Origin of the sequence: Saccharospirillum alexandrii, from assembly GCF_043641555.1 — a bacterium.
Taxonomy (GTDB): Bacteria; Pseudomonadota; Gammaproteobacteria; order Pseudomonadales; family Natronospirillaceae; genus Saccharospirillum; species Saccharospirillum alexandrii_A.
In genome coordinates, this window is record NZ_JBHZRJ010000003.1 from 467,603 (window position 1) to 492,997 (window position 25,395).

The 25,395-nt window shown below is 56.8% G+C and carries 23 protein-coding genes; 18 read left to right on the forward strand and 5 right to left on the reverse strand.

Going from position 1 to position 25,395, the window contains the following annotated elements; translation table 11 throughout:
* Nucleotides 1-4 precede the first annotated feature (4 nt).
* From ACHUE7_RS12385 to ACHUE7_RS12405, 5 genes are all read left to right on the forward strand, one after another.
* The gene (locus tag ACHUE7_RS12385) at nt 5-1,123 is read left to right on the forward strand and encodes a microcin C ABC transporter permease YejB (RefSeq protein ID WP_394170241.1); all 1,119 of its coding nucleotides are present in this window, start codon (nt 5-7) and stop codon (nt 1,121-1,123) included.
* Nucleotides 1,123-2,163 carry an ABC transporter permease gene (locus ACHUE7_RS12390; RefSeq protein WP_394170242.1) on the forward strand — a complete coding sequence of 347 codons (1,041 nt, stop codon included), beginning with the start codon at nt 1,123-1,125 and terminating at the stop codon, nt 2,161-2,163. The genes ACHUE7_RS12385 and ACHUE7_RS12390 overlap by 1 nt, the downstream gene beginning before the upstream one ends.
* 3 nt (nt 2,164-2,166) lie before the next feature.
* Nucleotides 2,167-3,774: an ABC transporter ATP-binding protein gene (locus ACHUE7_RS12395; RefSeq protein ID WP_394170243.1), complete on the forward strand. Its 1,608-nt coding sequence runs from the start codon at nt 2,167-2,169 to the stop codon at nt 3,772-3,774.
* A 185-nt stretch (nt 3,775-3,959) separates the two neighbouring features.
* Nucleotides 3,960-4,838 carry a DMT family transporter gene (locus ACHUE7_RS12400; RefSeq protein ID WP_394170244.1) on the forward strand — a complete coding sequence of 293 codons (879 nt, stop codon included), beginning with the start codon at nt 3,960-3,962 and terminating at the stop codon, nt 4,836-4,838.
* A gap of 87 nt (nt 4,839-4,925) precedes the next feature.
* The gene (locus ACHUE7_RS12405) at nt 4,926-5,408 is read left to right on the forward strand and encodes an FKBP-type peptidyl-prolyl cis-trans isomerase (RefSeq protein ID WP_394170245.1); all 483 of its coding nucleotides are present in this window, start codon (nt 4,926-4,928) and stop codon (nt 5,406-5,408) included.
* 74 nt (nt 5,409-5,482) lie between these two features.
* On the opposite strand, the gene tpx is transcribed toward ACHUE7_RS12405, so the two are convergent.
* Entirely contained in the window at nt 5,483-5,980 is a 498-nt protein-coding gene (tpx, locus tag ACHUE7_RS12410; RefSeq protein WP_127555903.1) for a thiol peroxidase, read from the reverse strand.
* Nucleotides 5,981-6,191: 211 nt separating this feature from the next.
* Between tpx and ltaE the strand changes: the two genes are divergently transcribed.
* Nucleotides 6,192-7,196, forward strand: a complete 1,005-nt coding sequence (ltaE, locus tag ACHUE7_RS12415) for a low-specificity L-threonine aldolase (protein WP_394170595.1) — start codon at nt 6,192-6,194, stop codon at nt 7,194-7,196.
* On the opposite strand, the gene ACHUE7_RS12420 is transcribed toward ltaE, so the two are convergent.
* Nucleotides 7,193-7,990, reverse strand: a complete 798-nt coding sequence (locus tag ACHUE7_RS12420) for a phosphotransferase (protein WP_394170246.1) — start codon at nt 7,988-7,990, stop codon at nt 7,193-7,195. The two genes, ltaE and ACHUE7_RS12420, sit on opposite strands and share 4 nt — an antisense overlap.
* A 383-nt stretch (nt 7,991-8,373) precedes the next feature.
* Here ACHUE7_RS12420 and thiB point away from each other — a divergent pair, with 383 nt between their 5' ends.
* The 4 genes from thiB to ACHUE7_RS12440 all read left to right on the forward strand — a co-directional run bounded on the left by thiB (nt 8,374) and on the right by ACHUE7_RS12440 (nt 12,214).
* The gene (thiB, locus tag ACHUE7_RS12425) at nt 8,374-9,363 is read left to right on the forward strand and encodes a thiamine ABC transporter substrate binding subunit (RefSeq protein WP_394170247.1); all 990 of its coding nucleotides are present in this window, start codon (nt 8,374-8,376) and stop codon (nt 9,361-9,363) included.
* 13 nt (nt 9,364-9,376) lie between these two features.
* Complete coding sequence (locus ACHUE7_RS12430) at nt 9,377-10,885, forward strand: ABC transporter permease subunit (RefSeq protein WP_394170248.1); 1,509 nt, start codon at nt 9,377-9,379, stop codon at nt 10,883-10,885.
* Entirely contained in the window at nt 10,878-11,588 is a 711-nt protein-coding gene (locus ACHUE7_RS12435; RefSeq protein ID WP_394170249.1) for a thiamine ABC transporter ATP-binding protein, read from the forward strand. Before ACHUE7_RS12430 ends, ACHUE7_RS12435 begins: the two co-directional genes overlap by 8 nt.
* A gap of 95 nt (nt 11,589-11,683) precedes the next feature.
* Entirely contained in the window at nt 11,684-12,214 is a 531-nt protein-coding gene (locus ACHUE7_RS12440) for a thioesterase family protein (protein ID WP_394170250.1), read from the forward strand.
* On the opposite strand, the gene ACHUE7_RS12445 is transcribed toward ACHUE7_RS12440, so the two are convergent.
* Nucleotides 12,211-12,855, reverse strand: a complete 645-nt coding sequence (locus tag ACHUE7_RS12445; RefSeq protein WP_394170251.1) for a phosphoribosyltransferase — start codon at nt 12,853-12,855, stop codon at nt 12,211-12,213. The two genes, ACHUE7_RS12440 and ACHUE7_RS12445, sit on opposite strands and share 4 nt — an antisense overlap.
* 20 nt (nt 12,856-12,875) lie before the next feature.
* Between ACHUE7_RS12445 and ACHUE7_RS12450 the strand changes: the two genes are divergently transcribed.
* Both ACHUE7_RS12450 and ACHUE7_RS12455 read left to right on the forward strand, forming a co-directional pair.
* Complete coding sequence (locus tag ACHUE7_RS12450) at nt 12,876-13,463, forward strand: phosphoribosyltransferase (protein WP_394170252.1); 588 nt, start codon at nt 12,876-12,878, stop codon at nt 13,461-13,463.
* Nucleotides 13,460-13,690 carry a hypothetical protein gene (locus tag ACHUE7_RS12455; RefSeq protein WP_394170253.1) on the forward strand — a complete coding sequence of 77 codons (231 nt, stop codon included), beginning with the start codon at nt 13,460-13,462 and terminating at the stop codon, nt 13,688-13,690. The genes ACHUE7_RS12450 and ACHUE7_RS12455 overlap by 4 nt, the downstream gene beginning before the upstream one ends.
* 58 nt (nt 13,691-13,748) lie before the next feature.
* On the opposite strand, the gene ACHUE7_RS12460 is transcribed toward ACHUE7_RS12455, so the two are convergent.
* Together ACHUE7_RS12460 and ACHUE7_RS12465 are read right to left on the reverse strand one after the other, a co-directional pair.
* Entirely contained in the window at nt 13,749-15,641 is a 1,893-nt protein-coding gene (locus ACHUE7_RS12460; RefSeq protein ID WP_394170254.1) for a hypothetical protein, read from the reverse strand.
* A gap of 75 nt (nt 15,642-15,716) precedes the next feature.
* The gene (locus ACHUE7_RS12465) at nt 15,717-16,298 is read right to left on the reverse strand and encodes a hypothetical protein (RefSeq protein WP_394170255.1); all 582 of its coding nucleotides are present in this window, start codon (nt 16,296-16,298) and stop codon (nt 15,717-15,719) included.
* 313 nt (nt 16,299-16,611) lie between these two features.
* Between ACHUE7_RS12465 and tssJ the strand changes: the two genes are divergently transcribed.
* The 6 genes from tssJ (at nt 16,612) to ACHUE7_RS12495 (ending at nt 25,386) form a co-directional block, all read left to right on the forward strand.
* The gene (gene tssJ, locus ACHUE7_RS12470) at nt 16,612-17,070 is read left to right on the forward strand and encodes a type VI secretion system lipoprotein TssJ (RefSeq protein WP_394170256.1); all 459 of its coding nucleotides are present in this window, start codon (nt 16,612-16,614) and stop codon (nt 17,068-17,070) included.
* A 160-nt stretch (nt 17,071-17,230) separates the two neighbouring features.
* Nucleotides 17,231-18,565, forward strand: a complete 1,335-nt coding sequence (gene tssK, locus ACHUE7_RS12475) for a type VI secretion system baseplate subunit TssK (RefSeq protein ID WP_394170257.1) — start codon at nt 17,231-17,233, stop codon at nt 18,563-18,565.
* 3 nt (nt 18,566-18,568) lie between these two features.
* Nucleotides 18,569-19,297, forward strand: coding sequence for a type IVB secretion system protein IcmH/DotU (gene icmH, locus ACHUE7_RS12480; protein ID WP_394170258.1), 729 nt, complete (start codon nt 18,569-18,571; stop codon nt 19,295-19,297).
* On the forward strand, nt 19,290-22,895 hold the full coding sequence (tssM, locus tag ACHUE7_RS12485) for a type VI secretion system membrane subunit TssM (RefSeq protein ID WP_394170259.1): 3,606 nt from the start codon (nt 19,290-19,292) through the stop codon (nt 22,893-22,895). The genes icmH and tssM overlap by 8 nt, the downstream gene beginning before the upstream one ends.
* Nucleotides 22,895-23,866 carry a type VI secretion system-associated protein TagF gene (gene tagF, locus ACHUE7_RS12490; RefSeq protein WP_394170260.1) on the forward strand — a complete coding sequence of 324 codons (972 nt, stop codon included), beginning with the start codon at nt 22,895-22,897 and terminating at the stop codon, nt 23,864-23,866. The genes tssM and tagF overlap by 1 nt, the downstream gene beginning before the upstream one ends.
* Nucleotides 23,863-25,386 carry a TssA family type VI secretion system protein gene (locus tag ACHUE7_RS12495; protein ID WP_394170261.1) on the forward strand — a complete coding sequence of 508 codons (1,524 nt, stop codon included), beginning with the start codon at nt 23,863-23,865 and terminating at the stop codon, nt 25,384-25,386. Before tagF ends, ACHUE7_RS12495 begins: the two co-directional genes overlap by 4 nt.
* Nucleotides 25,387-25,395: the final 9 nt, after the last annotated feature.

Sequence of the window (25,395 nt, forward strand, 5' to 3'; positions counted from 1 at the left end):
GGGCATGACAGCCTATCTGATACGGCGCTTGCTACTGGTCATCCCCACGCTGTGGGCTATTGTTACCATCAATTTTGTGATCATCCAGGTCGCCCCCGGCGGCCCGGTGGACCAAATGATCGCCAACATGGAGGGCAATACCGCCTCCATGCTGGACCGGATGACGGGTAACAATCAGACCGATATTTTGCAGTCGCCATCATCTTCCGAGCGTGATTCCGGCAGCGATAACCGCTCGGGGGATTCCAGCTATCGCGGTGCACGCGGCTTAACCGAGGAAGACATCGCCGCCATTGAAGCCCGGTTCGGGTTCGATAAACCCCTGCACGAACGTTACTTCACCATGTTGTGGGAATACCTGAGATTCGACTTCGGAGACAGCCTGTTTCGGGGTGGTTCGGTAGTGGACCTGATTGTCGAACGGCTGCCCGTGTCCATTTCCCTGGGGTTATGGACGACACTGATTGTCTATCTGGTGTCGATACCGCTGGGCATCCGCAAGGCGATTAAACACAGCACCCAGTTTGATGTCTGGACCTCGGGTGTTATTTTTGCCGCCAACGCCATACCCTCGTTTCTATTCGCCATCTTGCTGATTATTCTGTTTTCCGGCGGTAGTTATTTTGACTGGTTTCCACTGCGGGGGCTGGTCTCCACCAATTGGGATGAACTGAGCCTCGGCGGCAAGATTCTGGATTATTTCTGGCACATGGCCCTGCCAGTGCTGGCGATGGTCATCGGCGGCTTCGCCAGCCTGACCATGCTGACCAAGAATTCCTTTCTGGATGAAATACACAAACAATATGTGATGACGGCTCGTGCCAAGGGCTGTACCGAGCGGCGAATTCTTTACGGCCATGTATTCCGCAATGGCATGCTGATTATTATTGCCGGTTTCCCGGCGGCCTTTCTGGGTATTCTGTTTAGCAGCTCGTTGCTGATCGAAACGATATTCTCGCTCGACGGGTTGGGCTTGCTGGGCTTTGAATCCACGCTGCAACGGGATTATCCGGTCATGTTTTCAACGCTCTATGTGTTTACGTTAATGGGGTTAATCATGGGCATTATCAGCGATCTGATGTACACCCTGATCGATCCGCGCATTGATTTCGAGGCGCGTTGATGGCTCGTACTAATACGTCCTTTTTATCACCGGTCAACCGGGCTCGCTGGTTACGATTCAAGGCCAACCGCCGGGCCTGGTGGAGTCTGTGGATTTTTACCATTGTGTTTGCGCTGTCGCTGGTGTCGGAATTGGTCGCCAATGAAGAGCCTTTGCTGATCTGGTACGAGGGCAAACCTTACTTTCCGCTGGTACAGGATTACACCGAACTCGACTTTGGGGGCGATTTCGACCTGATGGCCGACTACCGCGACCCTTATTTGCAAGAGCTGATCGAATCCAGTGGCTGGATTCTCTGGCCACCCATCCCCTATGCCTACAACACCATCAACTACGATTTACCGAGCCCAGCGCCAAGCCCGCCGACCACCGAAAATTGGCTCGGTACTGACGACAAGGGGCGGGATGTGCTGGCGAACGTGCTGTATGGCTTTCGGCTCTCAGTGCTGTTCGGGTTTCTGACCACGATTATCTCCGCAGTGATTGGCGTGGCTGCGGGGGCTGTGCAGGGGTTTTACGGTGGTAAGCTGGATTTGTTCATGCAGCGCTTCATGGAAATCTGGGGCAGCATGCCGACGTTGTTTATTCTGATCATTCTGATGAGCATCGTAACTCCGAGTTTCTGGTGGCTGGTTCTGGTTGTTTTGTTGTTTGGCTGGATGGGGTTTGTTGGTGTGGTGCGGGCCGAGTTTCTGCGTACCCGTAACTTCGAATATGTGCAATCGGCCCGGGCCATGGGCATGAGTGATAGCCGGCTGATGTTTCGGCATATTTTGCCGAATGCCATGGTCGCCACCCTGACTTTTCTGCCGTTTACGCTCTCGGGGTCGATCACTATTCTGACATCGCTGGATTTTCTTGGCTTCGGCATGCCGCCCGGCTCACCATCGCTGGGTTTGTTGCTGGCGCAGGGCAAGGCGAACATTCAGGCTCCCTGGCTGGGCTTTACCGCGTTTTTCATTGTCGGCTTTATGCTGACTACCCTGATTTTCGTGGGCGAGGGCGTGCGCGATGCCTTTGACCCGCGCAAGGCGTATTGATGCATGAATAATCCGACTTCCGAACCTCTGGTCAGCCTGGTCGATGTGTCGCTGGGCTTTGGTTTCGGCGATGCCGTAACGCCTGTGGTCGAAAACGTATCGCTGGACATTCATGCGGGCGACGTTGTTGCTCTGGTGGGTGAAAGCGGTTCCGGCAAAAGCGTCACTGCCATGTCGATCCTGCGGCTGGTACCCAGCCCGCCGTTGGTGTGGCTGGGCGGTGAAGTTCGCTGGCAGGGTGAGCGGATTGATAACAAGTCAGACCGGGATCTGCAGGCCTGGCGCGGACGCAAGGTCGGGGTGATTTTTCAGGAACCGATGACCTCCCTGAACCCCCTGCATACCATTGAAAAACAAATCGTCGAAATGGTGCAGTTGCACCACCCAGTGTCGGCACGCCAGGCCTCGGCCAAGGCGTTGAGCATGCTGGAACGGGTCGGATTGAAAGACCCATCAACCAAGCTAAAGGCCTACCCGCATCAGTTATCCGGTGGCGAACGGCAGCGGGTGATGATTGCACTGGCGCTGGTGAATGAGCCGGAAATGCTGATTGCCGATGAACCCACAACAGCACTCGATGTGACCATTCAAGCGCAGATTCTGGACCTGATTGCCGATCTGCAGCGGGAATTTGGTATGGCGGTTCTGTTCATCACCCACGATCTGACGCTGGTGCGGCGCTTCTGCCAGCAGGTAGCCGTCATGGAGCGGGGCCGGGTAGTTGAGGCCGGGCCAACCGGTCGGGTGTTTGATGCGCCACAGCATCCCTACACGCAGGCATTGCTGGCAGCAGAACCGGGCAATCCGCCAGAGCCCCTGAAGGGTGAGCAAAAACCGTTGCTGACCGGGCGGGATGTTCGGGTCTGGTTTCCGATTCAGCGTGGTATTCTGCGACGCACGATCGGGCATGTGAAAGCGGTTGATGGCATTGATTTTACGTTGCATGAGGGTGAATCCCTCGGTGTTGTCGGTGAGAGTGGTTCCGGAAAATCGACGCTGGCCCGCGCCATATTAAGACTCGAAGAAAGCGCGGGTGTTCTCGATTTTGAGGGACAGTCGCTGCAAGGCCTGAACCGCAAGGCATTGCGGCCAGTGCGCAAGCGCATGCAAATTGTATTTCAGGACCCCTATGGCAGCCTGAGTCCGCGGTTATCGGTGGAGCAAATTGTTCGCGAAGGGCTGGATATCCACAAGATCGGCGAGCCTGAAGAGCGTGATGCGGCGGTGATCGAAGCCCTGAAGGCGGTGGAGCTTGACCCTGAAATGCGGTTTCGTTACCCGAATGAGTTTTCTGGCGGTCAGCGCCAGCGCATCGCGATTGCCCGGGCGCTGATCATGCGGCCGCGTTTCATTATTCTCGATGAACCCACCTCGGCACTCGACAGAACGGTGCAGTTCCAGGTGATTGAGTTGCTCAAGCGGTTGCAGGCGGAGTACGGCTTGTCGTACTTGTTCATCAGCCACGATCTGAAAGTCGTTAAAGCCCTGTGTCATTCGGTGATGGTGATGAAAGATGGCAAAGTGGTGGAACAGGGCCCCGCCGAACAGGTGTTTAATTTCCCCCAAAACCCCTACACTCAAGCCTTGCTCGAAACCGCCTTTGCGGTTTGACTGTTCAGTGGCTGGGTCCGCATCAGCTACCGAAGGTGCCTCTGCGGGGTCGGCGTGAATCCATCCCTGGAGCCTAGGCCGCAAAATCCCTGTTGCGGACTACCCCGCAGAGACACCTTCGGCACCCGCTGCTCGCATTTGTCTACACCACTATTTGAGTAATTAACCTGTTAAAAGGAAACCTGATGTCCCTACCCAAACTGGATCATCGCCAGGGAGTCTTGATCGCCGCACTGGGTGTGCTGGTGCTCAGTTTTGATGCGTTGCTGGTGCGTCTCGCCGCTACCGATCCAATGAACATCGCCTTCTGGCGGGGTACTTTGATTTTCATGTCGGTGACGGCGTTTATTCAGCTTAGTGGTAACCGCAAGCAATGGCGGCTGTACCGGGCGCATGGTGGCGCAGCGTTGCTGGTTACGGTGCTCTATGGCATCAACTCGGGGCTGTTTGTCTTCAGTGTCAGCCATACCACCGCGGCCAACACCGTGGTAATTCTGAGCAGTTCTGCGTTTTTTGCCGCTTTCTTTTCATGGCTACTGCTGCGTGAACGGGTGGCGTTGCGGACCTGGGTTGCCATTGCCGTGTCGGTAGCCGGTGTGTTGGTGGTGTTCTCAGGGTCACTGGGTAAGCCCGGTAGCCTGGGGGATTTGCTGGCGATCATTCTGGCATTGTTGATGGGGCTGACGCTCACACTGCTGCGGCGTATGCCGGATTTGCCAAAGATGCCGGTCGTTGCCTGCAGCGGCATTGTACTGGCCATACTGACCTGGCCGTTATCGTCTCCATTGGGCCTAGAGCCAGCTCAGTACGGATGGCTCGCGGTCATGGGGTTGGTGCAGATGCCGATTGCCTCGGTGTTGTTGATGATGGCGACGCGCTATTTGCCTTCCCCGGAAGTCAGCCTGTTTCTGCTGATCGAAACCGTATTGGGACCGGTTTGGGTGCTGTGGGTATTGAATGAGGCGGTGCCGCCACTGACGCTGGTCGGGGGCAGTGCCATTCTGGGCGCGGTGGCGGTGCATTCATGGTTGTCGATGCGACGGGAAACCAGGGGTGCTATCTAGGTGCTGGTATGGCTGGAAAGGGCAGGTATAATGCGCGCTTTGGAAGTTCAGTGCTTCCTCCGGCCCGACGTTGATAACAGGTGAAGTATGCCCATCGAAAAGAATACCGTAGTGACGTTTCACTACATACTGAGTGATGAAGCCGGTGAAACGGTGGAATCCAGCCGCAGTGGCGAACCCAGTGTTTATCTGCACGGGCATGGTGGCATTTTGCCCGGCCTGGCTGAAGCACTGACCGGCAAGGAGGCGGGCGAATCGGTAAGCGTTACCCTGACACCCGATCAGGCATACGGTCCGCGCAAACCGGACGCGATTCAGCGTGTCCCTGCCAAGCACCTGATGGGTGCCAAAAAATGGAAGCCGGGGATGATCGCTCAGGTGAACACCGAGCAGGGCCCCCGCCATGTACTGGTGGCCAAAGTCGGGCATAAGTTCATTGATGTGGACACCAACCATCCGCTGGCCGGTAAAACCCTGACCTTTGATGTGGAAGTGGTCAGCTTGCGGGATGCTGAACCTGAAGAAATAGCACATGGTCACGTGCATGGCGCCGGTGGTCACCACCACTGAGGTGCCCGCGCGCCTTGCTTTGTTCAATAAAAAAGGGCCTTGAGGCCCTTTTTAATGTACGGAAACTGCCTGGTTCAGCCTACGGCTTTCAGCGCTGCATCGTAGTTCGGTTCATCGGCAGTCTCGGCGACCAGTTCGGTATGGGCCACCTTGCCGTCTTTGATGACCACAACGGAACGCGCCATCAAGCCTTTAAGCGGGCTGTCTGCAATGGTCACACCGTAGTCTTTACCAAAGGATTCGCTGCGGAAGACAGAGGCGTTGGTAACGCGCTCCAGGCCTTCGGCGCCACAAAAACGCTGCATCGCAAACGGCAGGTCGGCCGAGACGCAAACGACCTCCACGCCATCCAGATTGCTCAGTGCTTCGTTGAACTTGCGTACCGAGGTCGCGCAAGTGGGGGTGTCAACGCTGGGGAATATGTTCAGTACCACGGTTTTACCGGCCAGGTCGCTGAGCTTCAGGTCCGACAGGTCGGTTTTGGTCAGTGTGAAGTCGGGGGCGTTGGCGCCGACAGCGGGCAGATCGCCAACGGTGTTAACCGGGTTGCCTTGCAGGGTAATTTTAGCCATTGCGGGTGGTCTCCCTTTAAAAAATAGGTTGTATAAAACGAAGGTGCGAACCCGGCAGTGTAGTCAATACAGCGAAAATCGGGTTACACGGTATTATCACTGTACGGAAGTGGGGTGTTTTTGGTTGAATGCAATGCCAGAGTCTCCCCGGACCCGCGTTTTAAGCACACCGCAAACAGGACATCCTATGAGTCATGCAAAGCAAGAGCCGCTGATCGATTTGCGCAGCGATACCGTTACCCGGCCGACCGACGCCATGCGCGACGTCATGGCCCGCGCCGAAGTCGGCGACGATGTGTTTGGCGACGACCCCAGCATTAACCGGCTAGAGGCCCGCATGGCCGATCTGACCGGTAAAGAAGCCGCGCTGCTGCTGCCAACCGGCACTCAGAGCAACCTGGTGGCCTTGCTCAGCCATTGCCAGCGTGGCGACGAGTACCTAGTGGGTCAGAATTACCATACCTATTACTACGAGGCCGGCGGTGCTGCCGTGCTGGGTAGCATTCAGCCCCAGCCTATGCCGGTGCAGGCCGATGGCACACTGCCGCTGGATACTCTGCTGCAGATGATCAAGCCCGATGACAGTCATTTTGCGCGCAGCCGGCTGATTGCCCTGGAAAACACCCATGGTGGCCGGATCATGCCGCGTGAGTTTATCGGGCGAGTGCGGCAACTGGCCGACCAACACGGGCTTAAGGTTCATTTGGACGGTGCCCGGTTGTTTAATGCGGCCGTCGCCAGCGGTCAGTCGCTGGCTGAGCTGTCGCAATCGGCCGATTCGGTCAGTATTTGTTGTTCGAAAGGGCTGGGTGCGCCCATGGGTTCGGTGCTGGTTGGCTCGGCCCAGCTGATAAAGCAGGCTCGGCGCTGGCGCAAGATGGTCGGTGGTGGCATGCGCCAGGCGGGCATTATCGCCGCGGCTATCGATCACGCACTGGATCATCACGTCGACCGCCTGGCTGACGACCATGCCAATGCGGAGCGGTTGCACGCTGAACTGAGCGTATTGCCGGGCATCATCAGTGCCACGGTCAACACCAACATGGTGTACATCGAGCTCGAATCGCACGAAAAGGGGCTGGCGTTGCAGGCCGCACTGAAAGAGCGCGGTATTTTAACGGCGGGCGGTCAGAAAATACGGCTGGTGACCCACCTGGACATAACTGCCAGTATGATCGACCGTTTTGTCGCAACGGTGGCTGAGGCCCTTAGCTAGCTAACCCGGCTCCAGTTCTCGTACCACTGTTCGGCACTGGTCGAGGTGGCCCTGGCAAGCCTGGGGTTGGCCCGGTACCAGACCATGGCCAGCGCACTCATAAGGCATTGTGCCTCGCGCAGCCTGGGCGCACTGATGCCCAGGTTCTCGGCCAGTGTCTGTGCCTGGGGTTCGCAGAGCTCGAACCCCAGGCACAGGCCTGCCAGATCCATCGCCGGGTCGCCTGCAGCGGCAAATTCCCAGTCCAGCAGTGTCCATTCCGGCCCCTTTACCCGTAAATTCCCCGGGTGCCAGTCGTGATGACACAAAACTGGCTGCTTAACAAAACGGTAGTCCCGGCACTGATCGAGAAGGAACGTATGAATATGAGCCGGCAGGGGTTTGGCATGGGTGAGCAAATGCTGGATCTGTATGGCCACGTTCAGGGGCTCGCCCTGGGGCCGGTGATGGTGCACTTGCTTTAACGCCAGTGTCAGAAACTCCAGGTCGGCGTCATCACCGCTGGGCGCAGCATCGCCCTGGGCCCAGTGACACAGCTGCCAGCGCGGACAAGCGGCAATGAGCTTAGGTGACCAGGGTTCGTTGCTGAGGTTCAGCAAGATGTTGATTTCACGGCGCCTGTCGACCCCGAGTGATGGCACCTCGGGGTGGTTTAGCCGCAATGCCACTTGCTGTGACGGACTCTTAATCTGAAACAGACGGTTGCACTCACCACCGGGCCAGGCCGTTATCGTCAGTGGCCCGGGCAGGGTGTCTTTGATCTCGTTCAGGGCTGCAAACAGCGCAATAGTCATAAGCGGATACCGAAAATACCTGTGCCCATTGTGTCAGAAGTTGGGTTTCCCTGGCGACTTCAGTAGAATGCACGCCAGTCGGGCGCTGTTGGAGCCCGGCCAGAGCACGTCAGAGAGGCTCATTGACTCTTTGACGGCTCGCAGCGTTCTCGCCGGGGTGCCTACTGCGGTGCTTGCCGAACCAGGCAAGCCACAGGGCTGAGACTCACCCGCCGAACCTGAACCAGTTAATGCTGGCGTAGGGAGTTGAGACGACAGGTGGGACCCGGGCTCTCCCGGGCTGGGTCTGCACCGATCAACCTTTCCCCTATGAGTACGTTGGCAATTTAGCCCACGACTCGTGCGCCGGTCATTGTGATGTTAAACATTGAACCGGAATGCTTATGATGATTGTAAAACCTGCCGCAGCGACGGCATCCCTGATGACACTGGCGTTGGCGGCCCATGCCGAGCCCCTGACAGTCTATACCTACGAGTCCTTTGTCTCCGAGTGGGGCCCGGGGCCCCAGATTGAAGCGGGCTTCGAAGCGCAATGCAGCTGTGATGTTGAGTTCATTGGCCTTGAAGACGGTGTGGCCCTGCTTAACCGCTTGCGCCTTGAAGGGTCATCCGGCCAGGCAGATATTCTGCTCGGCATCGATGACGCCCTGATTGCTGAGGCTCGCGCCTTGAACCTGACGCTCCCCCACGGGCTGGACACCAGCCACCTGAGCTTGCCTTACGACTGGCAGGACGCCGAATTTGTACCCTACGACTACGGTCATTTTGCCTTTGTTTACGACCAGACACGCGTCGATAACATGCCTACCTCGCTCGAAGAGCTGGTCTACGACTCCGACCTCAGTGTGATTTATCAGGACCCACGCGTCAGCACCCCCGGTCAGGGGCTGATGTTGTGGATGAAATCGGTATTTGGCGACGATGCCGATGATGCCTGGACAACCCTGCAGGAGCGCGTGGTCACGGTTACTCCGGGCTGGAGCGAGGCCTATGCCCTGTTTCAGGAAGGCGAGAGCGATGTCGTACTCAGCTATACAACGTCTCCGGCCTACCACATGACTTTTGAAGACACCGATCAGTATCAGGCGGCCGAATTCAGCGAAGGTCATTATGCGCAGATTGAAGTGGCGGCGGCTCTGGCCTCGTCTGATCAGCCGGAACGGGCGCGTGAGTTTCTGGCCTTTCTGATCAGCAAACCGGCTCAGGATGTGATGGCCGGTACCAACTGGATGTGGCCAGTGCTGGACGGCGCCGAGACGCCCGAAGCTTACGACAGCATGGCCAGACCTGAAACCCTTTACTTCGACAGTGAAACCGTCGCCGAAAACCGCCGTAACTGGATTCGCGAATGGCGCACAGCGGCCAGCCAGTAAGGATAGCCAGGCTGTGAATCTGTCACTTGTTCTGGCCCGGCTCGGTACCGGCGCCCTGTTGTTAACGCTGCTGCTGGCCCTTGCCGGCATGGCGTTGCACCCGGGCCAGGGGTATGAGTGGTCGAGCTACTTCGACGCCTGGTTGTGGCAGGTTATCCGTTTTTCGGTACTGCAGGCGGCACTGTCGGCGCTGTTGTCGGTCGTGCTGGCATTGCCTTTTGCCTGGGCATTGGCACAGCGGCCCTTTCGCGGTCAGTGGTTGCTGGCCGGGTTTCTGAATCTGGCGTTTGTATTGCCGGTGCTGGCCGTAGTGCTGGGTATCGTGGCGCTATTCGGCCGCCAGGGTTGGTGGCCACTGGAAACTACGGTGTATGGCTTGCCCGGTATTCTGCTGGCGCATGTGGCGTTGAACTGGCCTTTTGCCGTTCGGTTGCTGTGGGACCGGCTGAGCCAGGTGCCGCTGCATCATCGCCGGTTGGCAACCGTGCTTGGGTTATCGACAGTGCAACGGTTACACCGGATCGAATGGCCGATTCTCAAGACCGCCACCGGGCCTGTGTTTGTGCTGATTGCGTTGCTGTGTTTCAGCAGCTTCACCGTGGTGCTCACCCTGGGCGGTGGCCCGGCCAACACCAATCTGGAAGTCGCGGTCTATCAGGCACTGAAATACGATTTCGACGCCCGGGGCGCGGCGCTATATGCGGCTTTTCACGGTGCCCTGGCGCTGGGGTTGATGGCCTTACTGGGCCACAACAAAGTCTGGTCAATGGAGACAGTAGCCCAGCCGGCCCGGTCCGGCATGCAGCGGGCCAGTGCACTGCAACGGGTGGCCATCATCACCTTGCTGCTGACCTTGCTGGCGCCTTACCTGGCGCTGATCCAGCGAGCGCTGCGAGCAGACTGGCAGTGGCCGGGCCAGTTGAATGAAGCGCTGTTAACCAGTCTGGGCATTGCCAGCTTCAGTGCGCTGGTGGCTGTGCTGCTGGCGCTCAGTCGCTGTGTTTCGGTTCAGTCGGCACGCCGGCGCAGTCTCTGGCTCGATTTTGGGGTATTGGTGATGCCGGCCATGGTGCTCACCACCGGCCTGTTTTTATTGTGCTTGCGGCTGGGCTGGGCACGCCAGTCGACCTGGCCGCTGATCATCTGGATCAATGCCCTGATGGCCATGCCGCTGATTTTACAGCCGATTAAGGCACGTACCGCAGCGGCGCGTAACCAGTATCAGCGATTGACCCGGGTTCTGGGGCTCTCTCGCTGGGGGGCCGTGCGCTTTGTTTACTGGCCGGTGCTGTGGCCGGTGCTGACCTGGGCGCTGGCGCTCAGTGCGGTGCTTAGCCTGGGTGACATGGGCGTGGCGGCGCTGGTCGGCCAATTGGATTTTGTAACCCTGCCGCTGATGATTTTTAGGGCCATGGGCAGTTATCAAATGACTCTGGCGGCCCAGCTTATGGTCGGGTTGCTGGCATTGTGTGCCCTGCTGCTGGGGCTGGCGGAATGGGCAAGAGGGCGAGGCCATGCTTGACGTTACTAACCTGTCGGCTCGCCTGGGCGATCAGACGTTTCACTGGCAGTTTCAACTGAATGCCGGTGAGCTAATGGCCATTGTCGGGGCCAGTGGCCTCGGCAAGTCGACATTGCTGAACGTCCTGATGGGGCTGCAAGCCCCGGTGCAGGGCGAATTGAACTGGCAAGGGCGCTCGGTTATGCAGGTGCCCGTGCATGAACGGCCGTTCGGCATACTGTTCCAGAGCCACAACCTGTTTGATCATTTGAGCGTTAGGTTGAATCTGGCACTGGGGCTGTCACGCTCCGGGCGGCTGACCGATGAGCAGCAGCACCAGGTCGAAGTAGCTGCACGCCGCTTCGAATTGCAGTCTATGCTAGACCGCACGCCGGGCCAGCTCAGTGGCGGCCAGCAACAGCGGGCGGCGCTGGCGCGGGTGTTTCTGCAACGCAAACCGGTTCTGTTGCTGGACGAACCCTTTTCGTCACTGGACCCGGCCTTGCGTCAAGAAGGGCTCGACTGGGTTCGGGACATGCAGTCGGAGTTGGGTTGCACGGTATTGCTGGTCACGCACCACCTCGAAGAGATGCTGCCAGTGACCGATCGCATACTGTTAGGCCTGACCGGTCAGCAGTGGCTCGACCTGTCGGTGTCGGAATTCAGGAAGAAACGGCAGGAAGGTCGCTTTGAATCCTTGCTGGGCAGCATTGAAGGGCGATAATCCTGCCAGCCCGATTGATCTTTTCGCCTCTGGCAGGCAGCATGTGGGTTGGTTTCAAACGATCGTTTGAATAACGCACTATTGAAGGATTGCCAATGAATCTCGTGGGTCGTTTTCTCCTGTTACTCCTGCGGGCGCTGATGCATCGTCCCAGCGGCGACCCCCTGGCACCGGTTCGACACCGGTATCGGGTCTGGTTGCACGATATGGATCTTAACTTTCACCTGACAGCGGCTCGTTACTTCTCCTTTGGCGACCTGTGCCGCATTCAATGGCTGATCGATACCGGGCTCGGGCGTGCCTTTCTTAAGGGTCGTTACCGGGCCGTGCTTAATGCCCAGGAGCTGACTTATATCCGCGAGTTTGCGCCGCTCAGTCAGGTCACCCTGGAAGTTCAATTGCGCTGCTGGGATGAGAAATACGCCTACTTCGAGCAGCGCTTCTACCACGGCAAAACACTCCACTCGGTCGGCCATGCGCGCATGGCCATGCTGCATAAAGGCAAGGTCATGAGCATGGGTGAGGTACTGGCGCGCGAAGGTCTCAGCGTTGAATCACCACCGGAAACCGAAGCCATTACAGACTGGAAGGAAACCCTGGCGGCGAAACGGGCTCAGTTTGGTTAAACTGGCTTTACCGAGTCCAGAATGTCTGACAGGTAACCCTTGTTCTGGTCAATGTCGGCGCGTGTCAGACCCGTCATTTCGTAGGGGAACACCAGCCAGTCGTCGGTATCGTACAGGCAAAAGTCGGGTCTGCGATCGGTCTGCTGCGTCGCCGGGCGCTGGTATAAGGTGGCGATGCGGGTATCGGCCGGCATGTTTCGTTTCAGGTGCTTGTTCAGACGGCCCAGTACGGCCTGAACACTGTGGCCGGTACCGAAGACGTCATCGACGATCAGCAGCCGGTCATCAGCATTGAGGTTATCGAGCAGGTACTGGGTGCCGTGCACGCGGATGTGTGTTTCCGGCGAGGCAATCATGTCGGAATAGTGGTCCATGCCGCGGTAGGACGTGCGCAGCGCAATGTGGTCGGTCTTGTTACCAAGCGTTTGCAGGCATTCCTGCACGTAAATGCCGATGGTACTGCCACCGCGCCACAGACCGACGATAAAGTTGGGGCGGAAGCCGCTTTCATACACCTGAACGCCCAGTCGAAAGGCATCCTCGATCAGTTGGGCTTCATTCAGAAAACGTTTGTTGCGATGGGTGTCCGTATCGGTCATGGCTTGCCGGGGGCTCGGGTCGATGGGATTATAGGGGCTCACCCAGTGAAGCTAATGATTTTATGGCCAAAAAACAATACCTCAGTGCCCAGGGCCTGCTAGAAGACGCCTTTCGATTGGGAGCGCAGATTCTGAATTCCGGTTTTCGGCCGACCTTCATGATCGCCGTTTGGCGGGGTGGGGTGCCCATGGGCATTGCCGTGCAGGAGTTTCTGGAGTATCACGGCGTGTCGACCGACAACATCGCCATTCGCACGTCATCCTACAGCGGTATCGACCAGCAAAGCCGCTCGGTGCGGGTGCACGGCCTCGATTACCTTGTTAAACACGTCACCCGGGAAGACTCATTGCTGATCGTCGACGATGTGTTTGATACCGGCCGCTCCATTGAAGCCATTGTCGATCAGTTGCAACAGCGCGCCCGGTTAAATACGCCAGCCGACATTCGAGTCGCCGTGCCTTACTACAAACCCAGCCGAAACGAAGTGGGGCGTGAGCCGGAGTATTATTTGCACGCCACCGATGCCTGGCTCAAGTACCCGCATTCACTTGAAGGTCTGAGTAATGAAGAGATCGCAGAACATCGACCCGAGTTGTATCGCATCCTGAGCCCGCACCTGGAAACTACCAAGCAGGGTGACCAGTCATGATGGTCACGGTTTTCTTGCTGGCCGTCAGCCTGATGCTGATCGGCTACACCCTGACGGTTGTAGAAGCCATGCGCCATTCTGCCGCCTGGGGAATGGCGACACTGATCCCACCGCTGGCCATTGTTTTTGCCATTTGGCGAACCAGGCAGCAGCCAGTGGCAACGGCCCTGTTAGTCTTGCCGCTCGTGTTTATCCTGTTTGCGATGCCGTTCTTCCGCTTGAGCTGACACACGTTTTAACCAGTCGGCAGGCAGTCGGTATCAACCACCTGCCGTATGGGCCTGTTTATCTTGCGATCTGAAACTGATGAATGGTTCCGTTTGGTGCCAACTCGCCCATCAGGGAATTGTCTTGTTGTGCTGGAAGTGTTGCTAATGGCTGGAATACCAGTCGTTGCCCAATGTCGTCGTCATCCAGCGTCAGGTATAACACCCCGTCGCTGTTGGGTGACCAGGCAAAGGTGGAATGTGTCTCGTGGTTGTTCAATGCAGACAGTTGGCTAAGGCGTTCTGCGGCGATGTTCAAAACGTAGACATTGGTTCGTTGTGTTGCTGCCGTAAAGGAGGGAATGGCCAGCCATTGCCGATCCGGTGACAGCAAAATGTTGCCCAGGGCCTGCGTAGCGCTGTCGCTACTGAGAGCATCGGTGATAACCCGGTTGCTCAGTTGGGCCTGTGCATCGATAGCCAACAAGGTGATACGATAGGGCAGCGCACCTTCAAACCGGCTGTAGCCGTAAAGCAGTTGCCCCGTTTCCGTCCATCCCCAGAACAGATCCGTCAGGGTGCCTGAGAGGTCAGTCAGTTGTCGATTGCTGCCACCGTCAAAGTCTGACGCGAACAGATGAATGTTACCGTCTTCCAGTTGGTCCGCCTTGTAGGCCAGCCGGGTTTCATCCGGGTTCCAGATATAATCGCTCACGTCACCAGCGCTGACCAGATTGCCGCTGACTTTTACCTGTGCATTTACCGCTTCAATGCCATTTTGGTAGTCGGTCCAGTAGAAATTGAACAGTTCTACAACACCACTGCTTTGCAAGTCACCCAGGTAAGTTAAGAAGTTCCCCTCAGGCGACCAGGTCAGCTTAGACAGTGAGGCGACATGGGTGCCATAGCGGGTGGAAATCGGGACCTCTGTTATCGTGGCTTCACCCGGCTGCGCAATGAAAACCGCTTTGCTGCCGTTGGCCGCAGCGGCGCCCAGGTAGGCAATAACCGAGTCATCCGGGTGCCACACAAAGGGCGGGGCACCTGCAACACCGGTATCCGCCGGGTCGTATACGGTATGGCTGGTGTCATCGGCCAGATTTAGCCAGACCAGTTGGCTCTGGCGGTTGTGATAGGCCAGTTGTCTTTCATCCTTGCTCCAGTCATAGGCGTTTTCGTTCAACAGAGGTAGCACCGTCTCGCGCGGTGTCTGGCCTTCGTTCGTATCGAGCAAGTGCAGGCGAAAGACCGGGCTGGTACCACTGGTTGCCGTAACCATCGCCAGCCACTGGCCACTGGTGCTCCAGCGAAGCTGGCGTATGGATTCAGTTGCTTCCAAAGTGATGTCGATGCTCGCTTTGCTGCCGCTGTTGGTTTCAGCAAGCATGAGCGTATCGGCCTCGCTGGTATGCCGACGAACAAAGGCCAGGCGCTGACCATTGGGCGAAAGTTTGACCTGCTCAATTGATTCATTAACGGCAATCGGATCGGTCAGCCGTTGTGGATTGGCTTCCGGATAACCTACCCGGTAAAGATCACCATCGCCTTGCCGCTCCTTTTCCGCTTGCACGACCAGCAACCGTTGCTTGAGAACATCGAGTTCGACACTGGCCTGAGACGACTCACCCTCCACATCAGTCGCCGTGACCGTGAGTGTGGCTTTGAGCGCGTCGTCCGCCAGCCAGGGAATGTCCACACTGGCAGAGCTGCTGTCTGGCGACAGCGCAACGTCGATTTCGGGTTCGGTGGTTATCGACCATTCAATGTCGAGTTCCGAGACGGCGTTGCGATCGTCAGTGATGGTCAGAGCGACCCGGTTGATGGTCCCCTCGGTCAGGCTCACGGTGTCGAGGCCTTTAATAGAGGGTGCTTTGTTCTGGTATTTCTCCGGCAGGTCCGGATAGTCACCAACGCAAGCTGCCAGCATTGGAAGCGCAGTTAGCAACGATATAAGTAAAGGTGAGGATTTCATGGCTCTTCCTTAAACATGAAACAAGCGTTCTGAACAGTCATCGGTAAAGTACCGTCCAGGGAATGCATGGGTGTGTTACTTGAATTCCAGGCTGGCACCCAGCCGGAACGTTGCCAGACCGGGCTGGCTGACAGGCCAGTTGACGTGGGTATCAATACGAAGATTGGGAGTGACCGGAATTTGCAGTTGCCCTTGAAGCATCAGCGCAAAATCCTGTTCATCACCATAGCGAGCCTGACTCCAGATCGTCCCGTTCTTCTCCCAGGAATAATGGTTGAAACGGTGCAGGCTTTGTAACCCCAGGCCGCCGCCAAGCCAGAGCAATCGGTCGCCCGCCTGAATGTCTTGCAGCAGGCCGGCAGTAGCGGTAATGCCATAGGAGGAAGAACCGTGCATGGCGTCGTCGACATCGGGGCGGAAACGAGCCCAGTCGAGCGCCGCCATCAGGTAAGCCCGGGTATGCCCTTCAACAAACACCGGCACCTGATAATCGGCATGTATGGCCAGCCCTGCAGCCAGGGGGTAGTCGTTTTCGTCGGGCTGGGCTGCCAGCAGAGCAGAACCGCCAGCGGAAAAAAAAGCGTGGTCCCATTCAACAGACCAGGCGGGGACGGAGAAAAACACTAGGCACAACAGCGCCTGAATTCGGTTAAGCATGATGCATCCTTGTTGTGGCGGTTCCTTCTCGGGCATCCATAAGGCCCAGAGCACTTGCAGGCGTACTGTCTGCCCTTTCTCATGGCGAGCGAGAATGCCACCGAACCCATCGCCAGCGCAAATTTCAAAGTAGACCTCGATCACAAAAAAAAGAATTGAGTAAAAAAATGAGTGCAAGGTTGCGTTCAGAATAATAGGGTGCGCATCTGTCAGGCGGTCGTTCTGTTCTGAATCCGCCTAAGTAGTAGGTGATGCACCAGTCTGGGTGCATCCCATTGAAGGACAGCAACTGACGACTTAAGGGAGAGCCAGGATGCTCAACAAGTCACTCGGTGCATGGTTGATTGCGGTACTGTCATGTGCCGTACTCAGCGGTTGCGCTACACCTCAACTGAATTTTTCGGTCGATGCTTCGCGCGCTATTAATCCCGATGAAACTGGCGACGCCTACGCGGTTGTCGTGCGCGTCTATCAACTGACCGATCCCGTCTTGTTCGAGCGCTCTGAGTTCGACGACATGTGGAAAGCCGATGAGCAGATTCTGGCTGACACACTGGTTTCCCTGCATGAATTAACGGTCGAACCATCCCTATCCCGAACCGTATCCATTGAAAAAGCCGAGCGTGCCCGCTACGCCGGTGTCGTTGCCTATTTTCGAAACGACGAGGGGCATTGGCGCGCCCACAAGAAGGTGAACCACGGCTTTATCCGCGCGTCGACAAACATGACCCTCAAGCTCGATGGCAACCGTGTTGAGTTGGAGTACCGCTAAACACAACCGGGCAGGCTGGGCCAGATTTACCTGAGCGAGTGGCCGACCTGACCCGTTGCATTAACGAATGTAAAACGAGCCGGGAAGGCTTGCTTCCCACTGTGCTGACTTCGGTGTACCGATAATCGAGAGGCACTGTGTTGTGTGATAAGGGAGAAGTATGAAAGGGTTAAGGAAAGTAGTGTGGGCTGAAGGCGTCTTCTTGGGGCAGCAGCATTTTCAAGCCTGGGATCAGTATCAGTTCCGCACGCAGCATTTGCGTTCACGCTGGCAGCAACCCTACAGCTGGGGTGTGGGTGAATTGATCTGGGATGAGGCCGCACTGCTGAATGGTCGTCTCGACCTGGTCCGTTGCCAGGCGCTCTTGCCAGACGGGCGGGTCGTCGATTATCGTCGCGAAACTGACGGCCCGGTATTTCTGGATCTGACACAGTTTGACCACGAAACGCTAACCCTGTGCCTGATGCTGCCACGCAATGAGCTGGCCGATACCATTACCGGCTATGAAGTGAATGGTCGGCTGACAGGCTGGACGTCCGACTATACCGATCTCGAAGATGAGTACGATGCCGGGCGTCGCCGGGAAGTACTGCTGGCCCGTCCCAACTTGAAACTTCAGCCCGACTTCCAGGCCCAGGACAATATGGTCTCGATGCCATTGGCCCGGGTAACCCGGCGCTATGATGCCGAGTACCAACTCGACGAATCCTTTCTTCCGCCGTTACTGCAAGTGGGTTCGGCGGCCCGATTGAAACAGCTGGTCACCAATCTGGTCGATCTGCTGCAATCACAGTTTCGTAGCCTGCAGGAGCGTCGACTCAAACTTGGCGACCTGAGCAGCATGACCGCCACTGAAATGGCTGACTATTTGCTCCAGGCCGAGCTGGTATCGGCACTGGCTGAACTGCGAACCTTTGAACAGCATCCCCAGCAAACCCCCTTCGAGTTATACAAGTTACTGGTGCGCAGTCACGACCGGCTTGCGCTGCAACTGATGCCGGATGAACTGCCTCTGAGTGTCCGGTATCAGCACGATCAACTAACCGATACCTTTGCATCCCTGAATACAGCCATGCGGCAAGTGCTGGGTGTGGATCGTCAGCGCTCAGCCGATGGCCTGGTTTTTACCAGTATTGCTCCAGGTCGTTACGAATCATCGGCTTTGTCGGAAGCGACGGCCGACCGTTGTACTTTCTATCTCTCAGTGCGCCACTCCGGTTCAGACCCCACCTGGTTCACCCGGTTTCCGCAGTATTTCAAGCTCGGTGCACCCGATCAGATCGAGACTATGGTGTCCAATGCCCTGCCTGGCTTGCCATTGCAGCACACTCAGCGGTTGCCACAAAAAATTCGCATCAAGTCTGAATGCGAGTATTTCCTGCTCGATAAATCCAGTCCCGTATGGGCCGACATTCGCCGAGCCGGGCAATTTGCTGCCTTTGGCCTGGGTGACTTTGTGTCGGCGGACGTCGAACTGCTGGTCATTGAGGAATAAATCATGGATACCCGGTCTCACGACATGGAAGCGGTTCTGGTAGAAAGTTGTTCTCCCATTTTCAATCTGGTTGAACCCTTGCGTCAGCCGGAACAGGCCGACCTGGTCGAAAGCTCTTTGCGCGCAGATCTGGAGCAGGCGTTTGTCGAGCTGGAGCGTCGAGCGTTTGAACATCAGTGGCCAAGTGCGGTTACCCGTGATGTTCGTTATTGCATGGCCGCCTATGTTGATGAACGGGTCATGTCTTCCCGCTGGCCACATAAGTTCGACTGGATGGTCAAACCCCTTTGCGTGGAATATTTCGGCGACAGCAATGCCGGTGAAGGCTTCTTTGCCCGGCTGGATGAGCTGCGTCGGGGGTTACCTGAGCACCGTGCCGTCGCAGAGCTGTATTTCAGTTGCCTTCAGTTTGGGTATCAGGGCAGCTATACGCTTAAGGGGTTCGACCAGTTGCAGGCCTATATATCCACCTTTCGCGCTCAGTTGGATGATTTGCGCGGCCCGGTAAACCGTGAACTGGCCGATCAGGCGGTACCGGAACGTCAGTTGGTTTACCGAATTGGTGGGAATCAGCCTTACTGGGTGATGGCAGCGGTAGGCGGCGCATTGCTGGTGGCACTCTTTCTTACCTATGGTGGATTGATGAAGTCAGCATTGTCAGGCAGCGCCGACCGACTCTTGCAGTATCAGACAAGCACTCAGGTTGTGAATGGAGATCAGGTCGATGGCTAGCGCAATGGGACTTCTGTTCCGGTTTAAGGATGTATTGTTGTCGCGGGCTTCAGGCGCGGTTGTCGGTCTTGTTGCGGTACTCGTCATCATCTGGTTTGCCGGGCATCACGTTGGGCTGACTTCCTCTCGCCTGAAATTCATCGCCATGGGCGTTGTGGTGGTGGTCTTTCTATTGATCTGGATGGTAACAGCCTTGTACAAATGGCGGCGCGGCAGGAAGCTGAGAAAACAGCTAGACGCCATGAGCGGTGGTTCATCAGACGCCATTCAAAGTAAAATTTCCGATGTTCTGGATGCGCTAAAAGGCTCTCATCTGGGGACTAAATACCGCGGTAACAGCGCACTTTATGCGCTGCCTTGGTATATGGTGATCGGGCCTTCTGCGGCGGGCAAGAGCACTCTGTTTTCGCAATCCGGGTTGGAATTCCCGTTGAAGGACGACCAGCGGTTTCATGTTCAGGGTATTGGCGGCACCCGCGATTGTGACTGGTGGTTCTCTGACCAGGCGATTCTGATCGATACCGCAGGCCGTTACACCAGCGATGAAGACAACGACGACTGGCTGTCTTTCCTGCGGGTGCTTAAAGCAAACCGTTCCAAGATGCCCATTAACGGCTTGATGCTGGCGCTGCCCCTGGATCAGATATTGACGTCTGAAAAGGCCGATCTCGAACTGCACGTCAAACACCTTAAGAATCGCCTGCATGAACTGATTTCCGAACTGGGTGTCACCTTTCCAATTTACATCGTCATCACCAAGTCCGATCTGTTAAAGGGCTTCGAGGCCTTTTTCAGCGACCTTAGTGAACAGGAAATTAAACAGCCCTGGGGTGTTTACCTGCTGGATGAAACCGAGGACAAATCATCCAATGGCCTGGCGGTACTGAATGACCGGCTAACGCAGTTGTATCACCGGTTGCTGGAGCAACGAACGCAAAAAGTTAACCTGGCTCAAAAGCCCGAAGACAAGGTTGCCATTTATCAGTTTCCGAATCAGTTTTCCGGCGCGACTGAAAAACTGATGGAACTGTTGTCTCTGCTGTTTAAAGACAACCCCTATCACGAATCTCCCTGGTTCGCAGGCGTCTACTTTACCTCCAGCACCCAGGAAGGCATTGCGCTGGAACGCCGCTCCAACGCCTTCAAGAGCGTGTTTGCCAAGGTGGCTTTTGCCGTCAAACGCCAGTCTGAGCTGACTCGAAGCTACTTCATAGACCATTTGTTTACCGAAGTTATTTTCCCTTTACAGAACGCGGTGCGCGGGAATCGCAAGCGGCAACGGTGGAGCCGGGCGGTAAAGGCGGTTTGCTTTATGGTCATTAGTGGCATTGTTGCGTTAACGGGTATTGGCCTGTTTGGGACCTACACCAGCAACCAAATGCTGATTTCCGGCTACGCATCCAAAGCAGAGCGGTTACTGGAGCGCTATCACGATGCCAGTACATCAGACCATGAACGGCTCGATGCACTCGTGGGTTTGCACGAGCATTATCAGCAACTGGAAAAGATGCAGACCTATTCCCCGTTGCAGATCGTGCGCCGTTACTCGCTGGTGGAATCTCACGCTGAACCCATGCAGCAATTGTTGCTGACAACGCTGACTGAGACCGTTGAAGACCGTATCGTCCCGGCGCTGCACACTCAACTGGAAACCTATTCAGCTTCATGGCCAGATCTGGATCAGGTAACGCGTATTGCCGAACAGCCAAGTTACTATGAAGCATTGCGCAGTTACCTGATGCTAACCAGCCATACCGATCGTCAGGACATCGACATTCTGAAAACGTACCTGAGCAAGCTCTGGTACGAAAGCTATGCCGACCATGAGCTGCTGTTGAGCTACCAGCAACGCCAAAGCAGCATGCAGAGTCTGGTCGAGCTATACCTCGTCGACGTCTTCAGCCAGATGGATGAGAGCCACGTTAATCCCTGGTCTGGCTCGAAAAACTGGGTGGCCCAGGCTCAGGATCGCCTGGTGACCGATGCCGACGCTCAGGTGATATACGACCGTCTGGTTGCTTCCGGCAACGGCCGGTTTGCGTCTACCGGCCTGAATGATGTTCTGGATCCTTCGGTACAGGGGGTCTTAAAAGGAGAGTATCGCGTGCCGGGCGCCTTTTCCCGCACGGCCTGGGAAACCTATATTGCCGATGAAATCGACGCTCTGGCAGAGACAGCTACCCGGGGCGACTGGGTACTGGGGCTGGACAGTGGCACCGAAGAGGATACCGCCGATAGCAGCCAGTGGCGTCAACTGCGTGCGGACGTCCGTGCGCATTATTTTGCCGACTATACCGAGCAATGGTCCCAGTTTGTTCAGTCGGTTACGGTGCCCAGGCCTGCGTCTATGGCCGATGCGGTGCAAGCGATCAAGGCGCTCGGCAGTGATGAAGCACCCTGGACAGCGCTGTTCGACCGGGTTGCCCTGGAGTTACAAATTACCGACCCGGCGGTCAGCAATGGCCAGGCGGCCAGTGCCCTGGTGTCTGACCTGACCGGTGATGGCGAAGCAGCAGAACCGGTACCAGTGCCTCTGTTGCCTGCGTTCAAGTCGGCTGCAGAACCCTTGTTGGCGGTAGTAATGGCCGAAAACGGCAAGTCGACGAACCCGGCCTGGCCCGCCTACCGGGAACAGATGCTAGCACTGGCTGAGGAAATGGAGTTCATGCTGGCAGCGGCCGACATCGACCGTGAGGCCAAGCTTTATTCGAGCGATTTACTGTCTGGCAACGCCAGTGGCAAGCAGCTTTACGCCGCCTGGATTGAAATTAACGCCTTGTTGGATGCGATGCCCGACAGCAGTCGCTCCTGGGTCGAGTCTTCCTTTACCGCACCCATCGAACAGACCTGGTCGGCACTGTTAACCAGTGCAACACGGTCACTGCAGCAGCAATGGGATAGCCGGGTGTACTCGGTGTATGCCAATAACCTGCAGGGGCGATTCCCGTTTTCCCCGGCTGAAGTAGAAGCCACCCCGCACGATGTCCAGCTGTTGCTGCAGCCGGGCCAGGGTGAATTGTGGTTGTTTGTCAGCGAGGAACTCGAGTCCTTTTTGCAACGCAGCAACGGCCAATGGCGCAGCCGTACCTGGCTGGATCGCGGCCTGACGTTTAACCCCCAGTTTTTTGACGCACTGGTAGGTGCCGACCGTTTGTCGCGCGGCCTGTTCAAGCCAGGGTCGCCGGAAATGGGTATGGGCTATGCCTTATATCCGATGCCGGTACCCGGGGTTACCGAAGCCTTGATAGAAGTGAATGGGGCGGGCTACCGGTATCGGAATGAACCGCAGGAATGGCGCGAGTTCAACTGGACGCTGTCGCAGAACAACAGCCAGGCCCGGGTGCTTGCCCGGGCAGGCAATGGCTCAGCACCCGTCAGCTTTGAAGCTAATGGTCAGTGGGCCTTTGTTCGGTTAATTCAGGAAGCGGAGGTGACTCACCTGCGTGGTACCGAGTTCGAATTGCATTGGGAATTTGGCCAGGGTAGCCGGTCGACATCGGTTCGGTTTCGGATGCGGGCCGACCGCGAAGGCAGTGTACTGAACCCGAGTCTGTTCCGGCAGATGGCACTGCCCCGTTCGCTGTTTCGGGCCGGCTGATGTTTGGGTTCAAGCCAGAAAAGCCAGCGGAAACCGTCCGTCCGGATCCGGTGACGCTGGGCTTTCTGGGTAAGTTGCCAGACCGGGCGGACTACGTTCATTCGGCATCGGGCTCAAGAGAAGTTCAAACGCTCGATGCCAGTTTGAAGGAGTGGTTGTCTTTGCAGGCCGCACAGCAGGCTGCAGACGCCACCACTGTTCAAACAGAAAGCAGTTCCGGGGTTGGCTTTCTACAGGTAGGAGGGCACGACCGCCAGGGCATGAGTGGTTATGTGTTTCCCAGCGAGGACAGCCATGGCCGACGTTATCCGTTTATGTATTTTAGCCGGTGGTCGGATACTGAGTTGTACTTCAAGCCGGCGCCGTTATTTTTTGGCAGCTGGATGCAGTTTGGCAAGACCAACGCGGACCTCGCCTGGCCGGATCAACTGCCAGACCTGAGTACCTTCGACCGGTTCAGGAACGCTTCAGCCAGCGCCGACATGTCGGCCGGAAAACAGTTGATGAAAGCATCGCTGGCGTACTTATCGGAGATCAGCCTGCAACGCTGGCTCAGTCACCTGGTCGGTGGTGACCCGGTGTTACAAATACGCCTGCTGGCTGGATGCCGAGACCTGATTGACAACTATCGAAGCCGGCGGCACCGGCCGATGACGGATCTGGAGTTGCCGTTGGGCCCGAAAGATATGGCCCCGGTCAGCCTGGTGTTCTGGTTGCACGTGCTCACGCCAGTGGGTAGCGACAGTTTGTGGCGGCCTGATGTGTTGTGGTCTCTGAACCCCGCTGGCGGGAAAGTGTGGATACTGGCCCGCCCGCTGGCAGGCTCACACTGGCAACAGGCCATAAAACCAGCGCCGGGTTCGGATTGGTCGACGACCGGGCAACTGCATCGGCACTGGGCCGAGCAATTGGTTGGCCAAGCCGATGTACGTTTGTTGGATGTGGCAATACGGTGGAGTCAGATGGAATGACAATAGCAATTTCAGGACTGAACAGTTGGGATGCCTGGCTCACCCAATGTCTGGCTCCGTTGCCAGCTGAAGCCGCGGGTTCAGACCCGCGCTATGGTGAACGTTTCAGTTCGCTCAAGGCCGAAGTTGAAAAGAAACAGGATGTTGATTACGAGCGCATCCTGACGCTGTCTACCGACATTCTCAGCCGTGAAGCCAAGGACCTGCGCGTTGCCTCATACTTCATCTTGGGTGCCGGTCGGGTTTATGGCCTGGAAGGGCTGGTATGGGGGGTGCGTCTGTTAACCGGGTTGCTGGCGATGGATGCTGAACAATGCTACCCGCAAAAGCCGAAAGCACGGCTATCTGCCATAGGCTGGCTACAGCAGCCTCGTATTCTGCATTTTGTGCAAAAGCACGACAGCAAGGCATCTGAGACGTTGTTTGTGGAGGCTAAAGAGAGCTGGGAATCTTTTGCCACGGCGGCCGGTGAGGCTGGCATCGAGGGGTTCGGGTGGCCCGATCTGTTCGACTGGTTGCGTAAGAATCAGCCTAAACCTGCGGCAACGACAACGGCCGCAACCGTGCCTGCAGCAGGCGCAAGTTCCGGGTCGGCTGAGGCCAGCCAAACCTCCACAGAAATGCAATCGCCCGATACTGCCGGTTCGGTTCAATCGGAAGCTCAGTTGTTGCAACTCCAAAAGCAGATGCTGGGCTATTTCAGGGAAAAATCCAAACACGGCAGCCGGGCCGCTTTTGCGCGCAGTGTGAAATGGGCCGACTTGTCATTGCCGCCCAACGAGAACGGCAAAACCCGCATTCCGCCACCGCGTGAGGCCAGCCTAAACAAAGTTACCCACGCCATTGACAGCGAAAATTGGGCCATGGCGTTTGAAGCTGCAGAAGATGCCTTTCTGGAACCCGGCGGCCTGTTTTGCATGGAGCTGCAGCGCTTGTCTGCGTTGGCTGCGCAAAAAGCCGGGTTTCGCAGCGCTCGCTCGGTTATTGAGTTTCAGGTTCGGGAATTAATGGAACGCTTGCCCAAGCTCAGGCAATTGAGCTACGACAATGGCGAGCCCTTTGCCGGGGGCGCAGCGTTGGCCTGGATTGAGCAGATCACCGCAGCAAGTTCGAATAGCCAGGGTGGGTCGTCAGACGTGGACTTTCTTGGCGAGGCGCGAAAACAGCGTGATGAAGGCTCGCTGGCGACAGCCCTTGCCTGGCTCAGATCTCAACTGACGGGGGAGAACCTTGTTAGCTTGCGCATTCGCCTTGCTCAGGCACAACTGTGTCATGAATCTGCCGAACCGGCTCTGGCCAGTTCGCAGCTCGACACACTGGTTGAAGCCGTCGACAACTTTCAATTGGCGAAGCTGATGCCAGATTTGGCCATGGCCATCTGGCGTCAGGCCTGGCTGGTGACCAAAGACCTGCTTGCCAGCGCCGGGGGTGACCGGCAGGCAGAACTGAACGACACCCTCGATAGACTGCACGCCAGAATGTGCGCCACTGATCTGGCTCAGGCGGCGGAGTGGTTCTAATGAAGACCC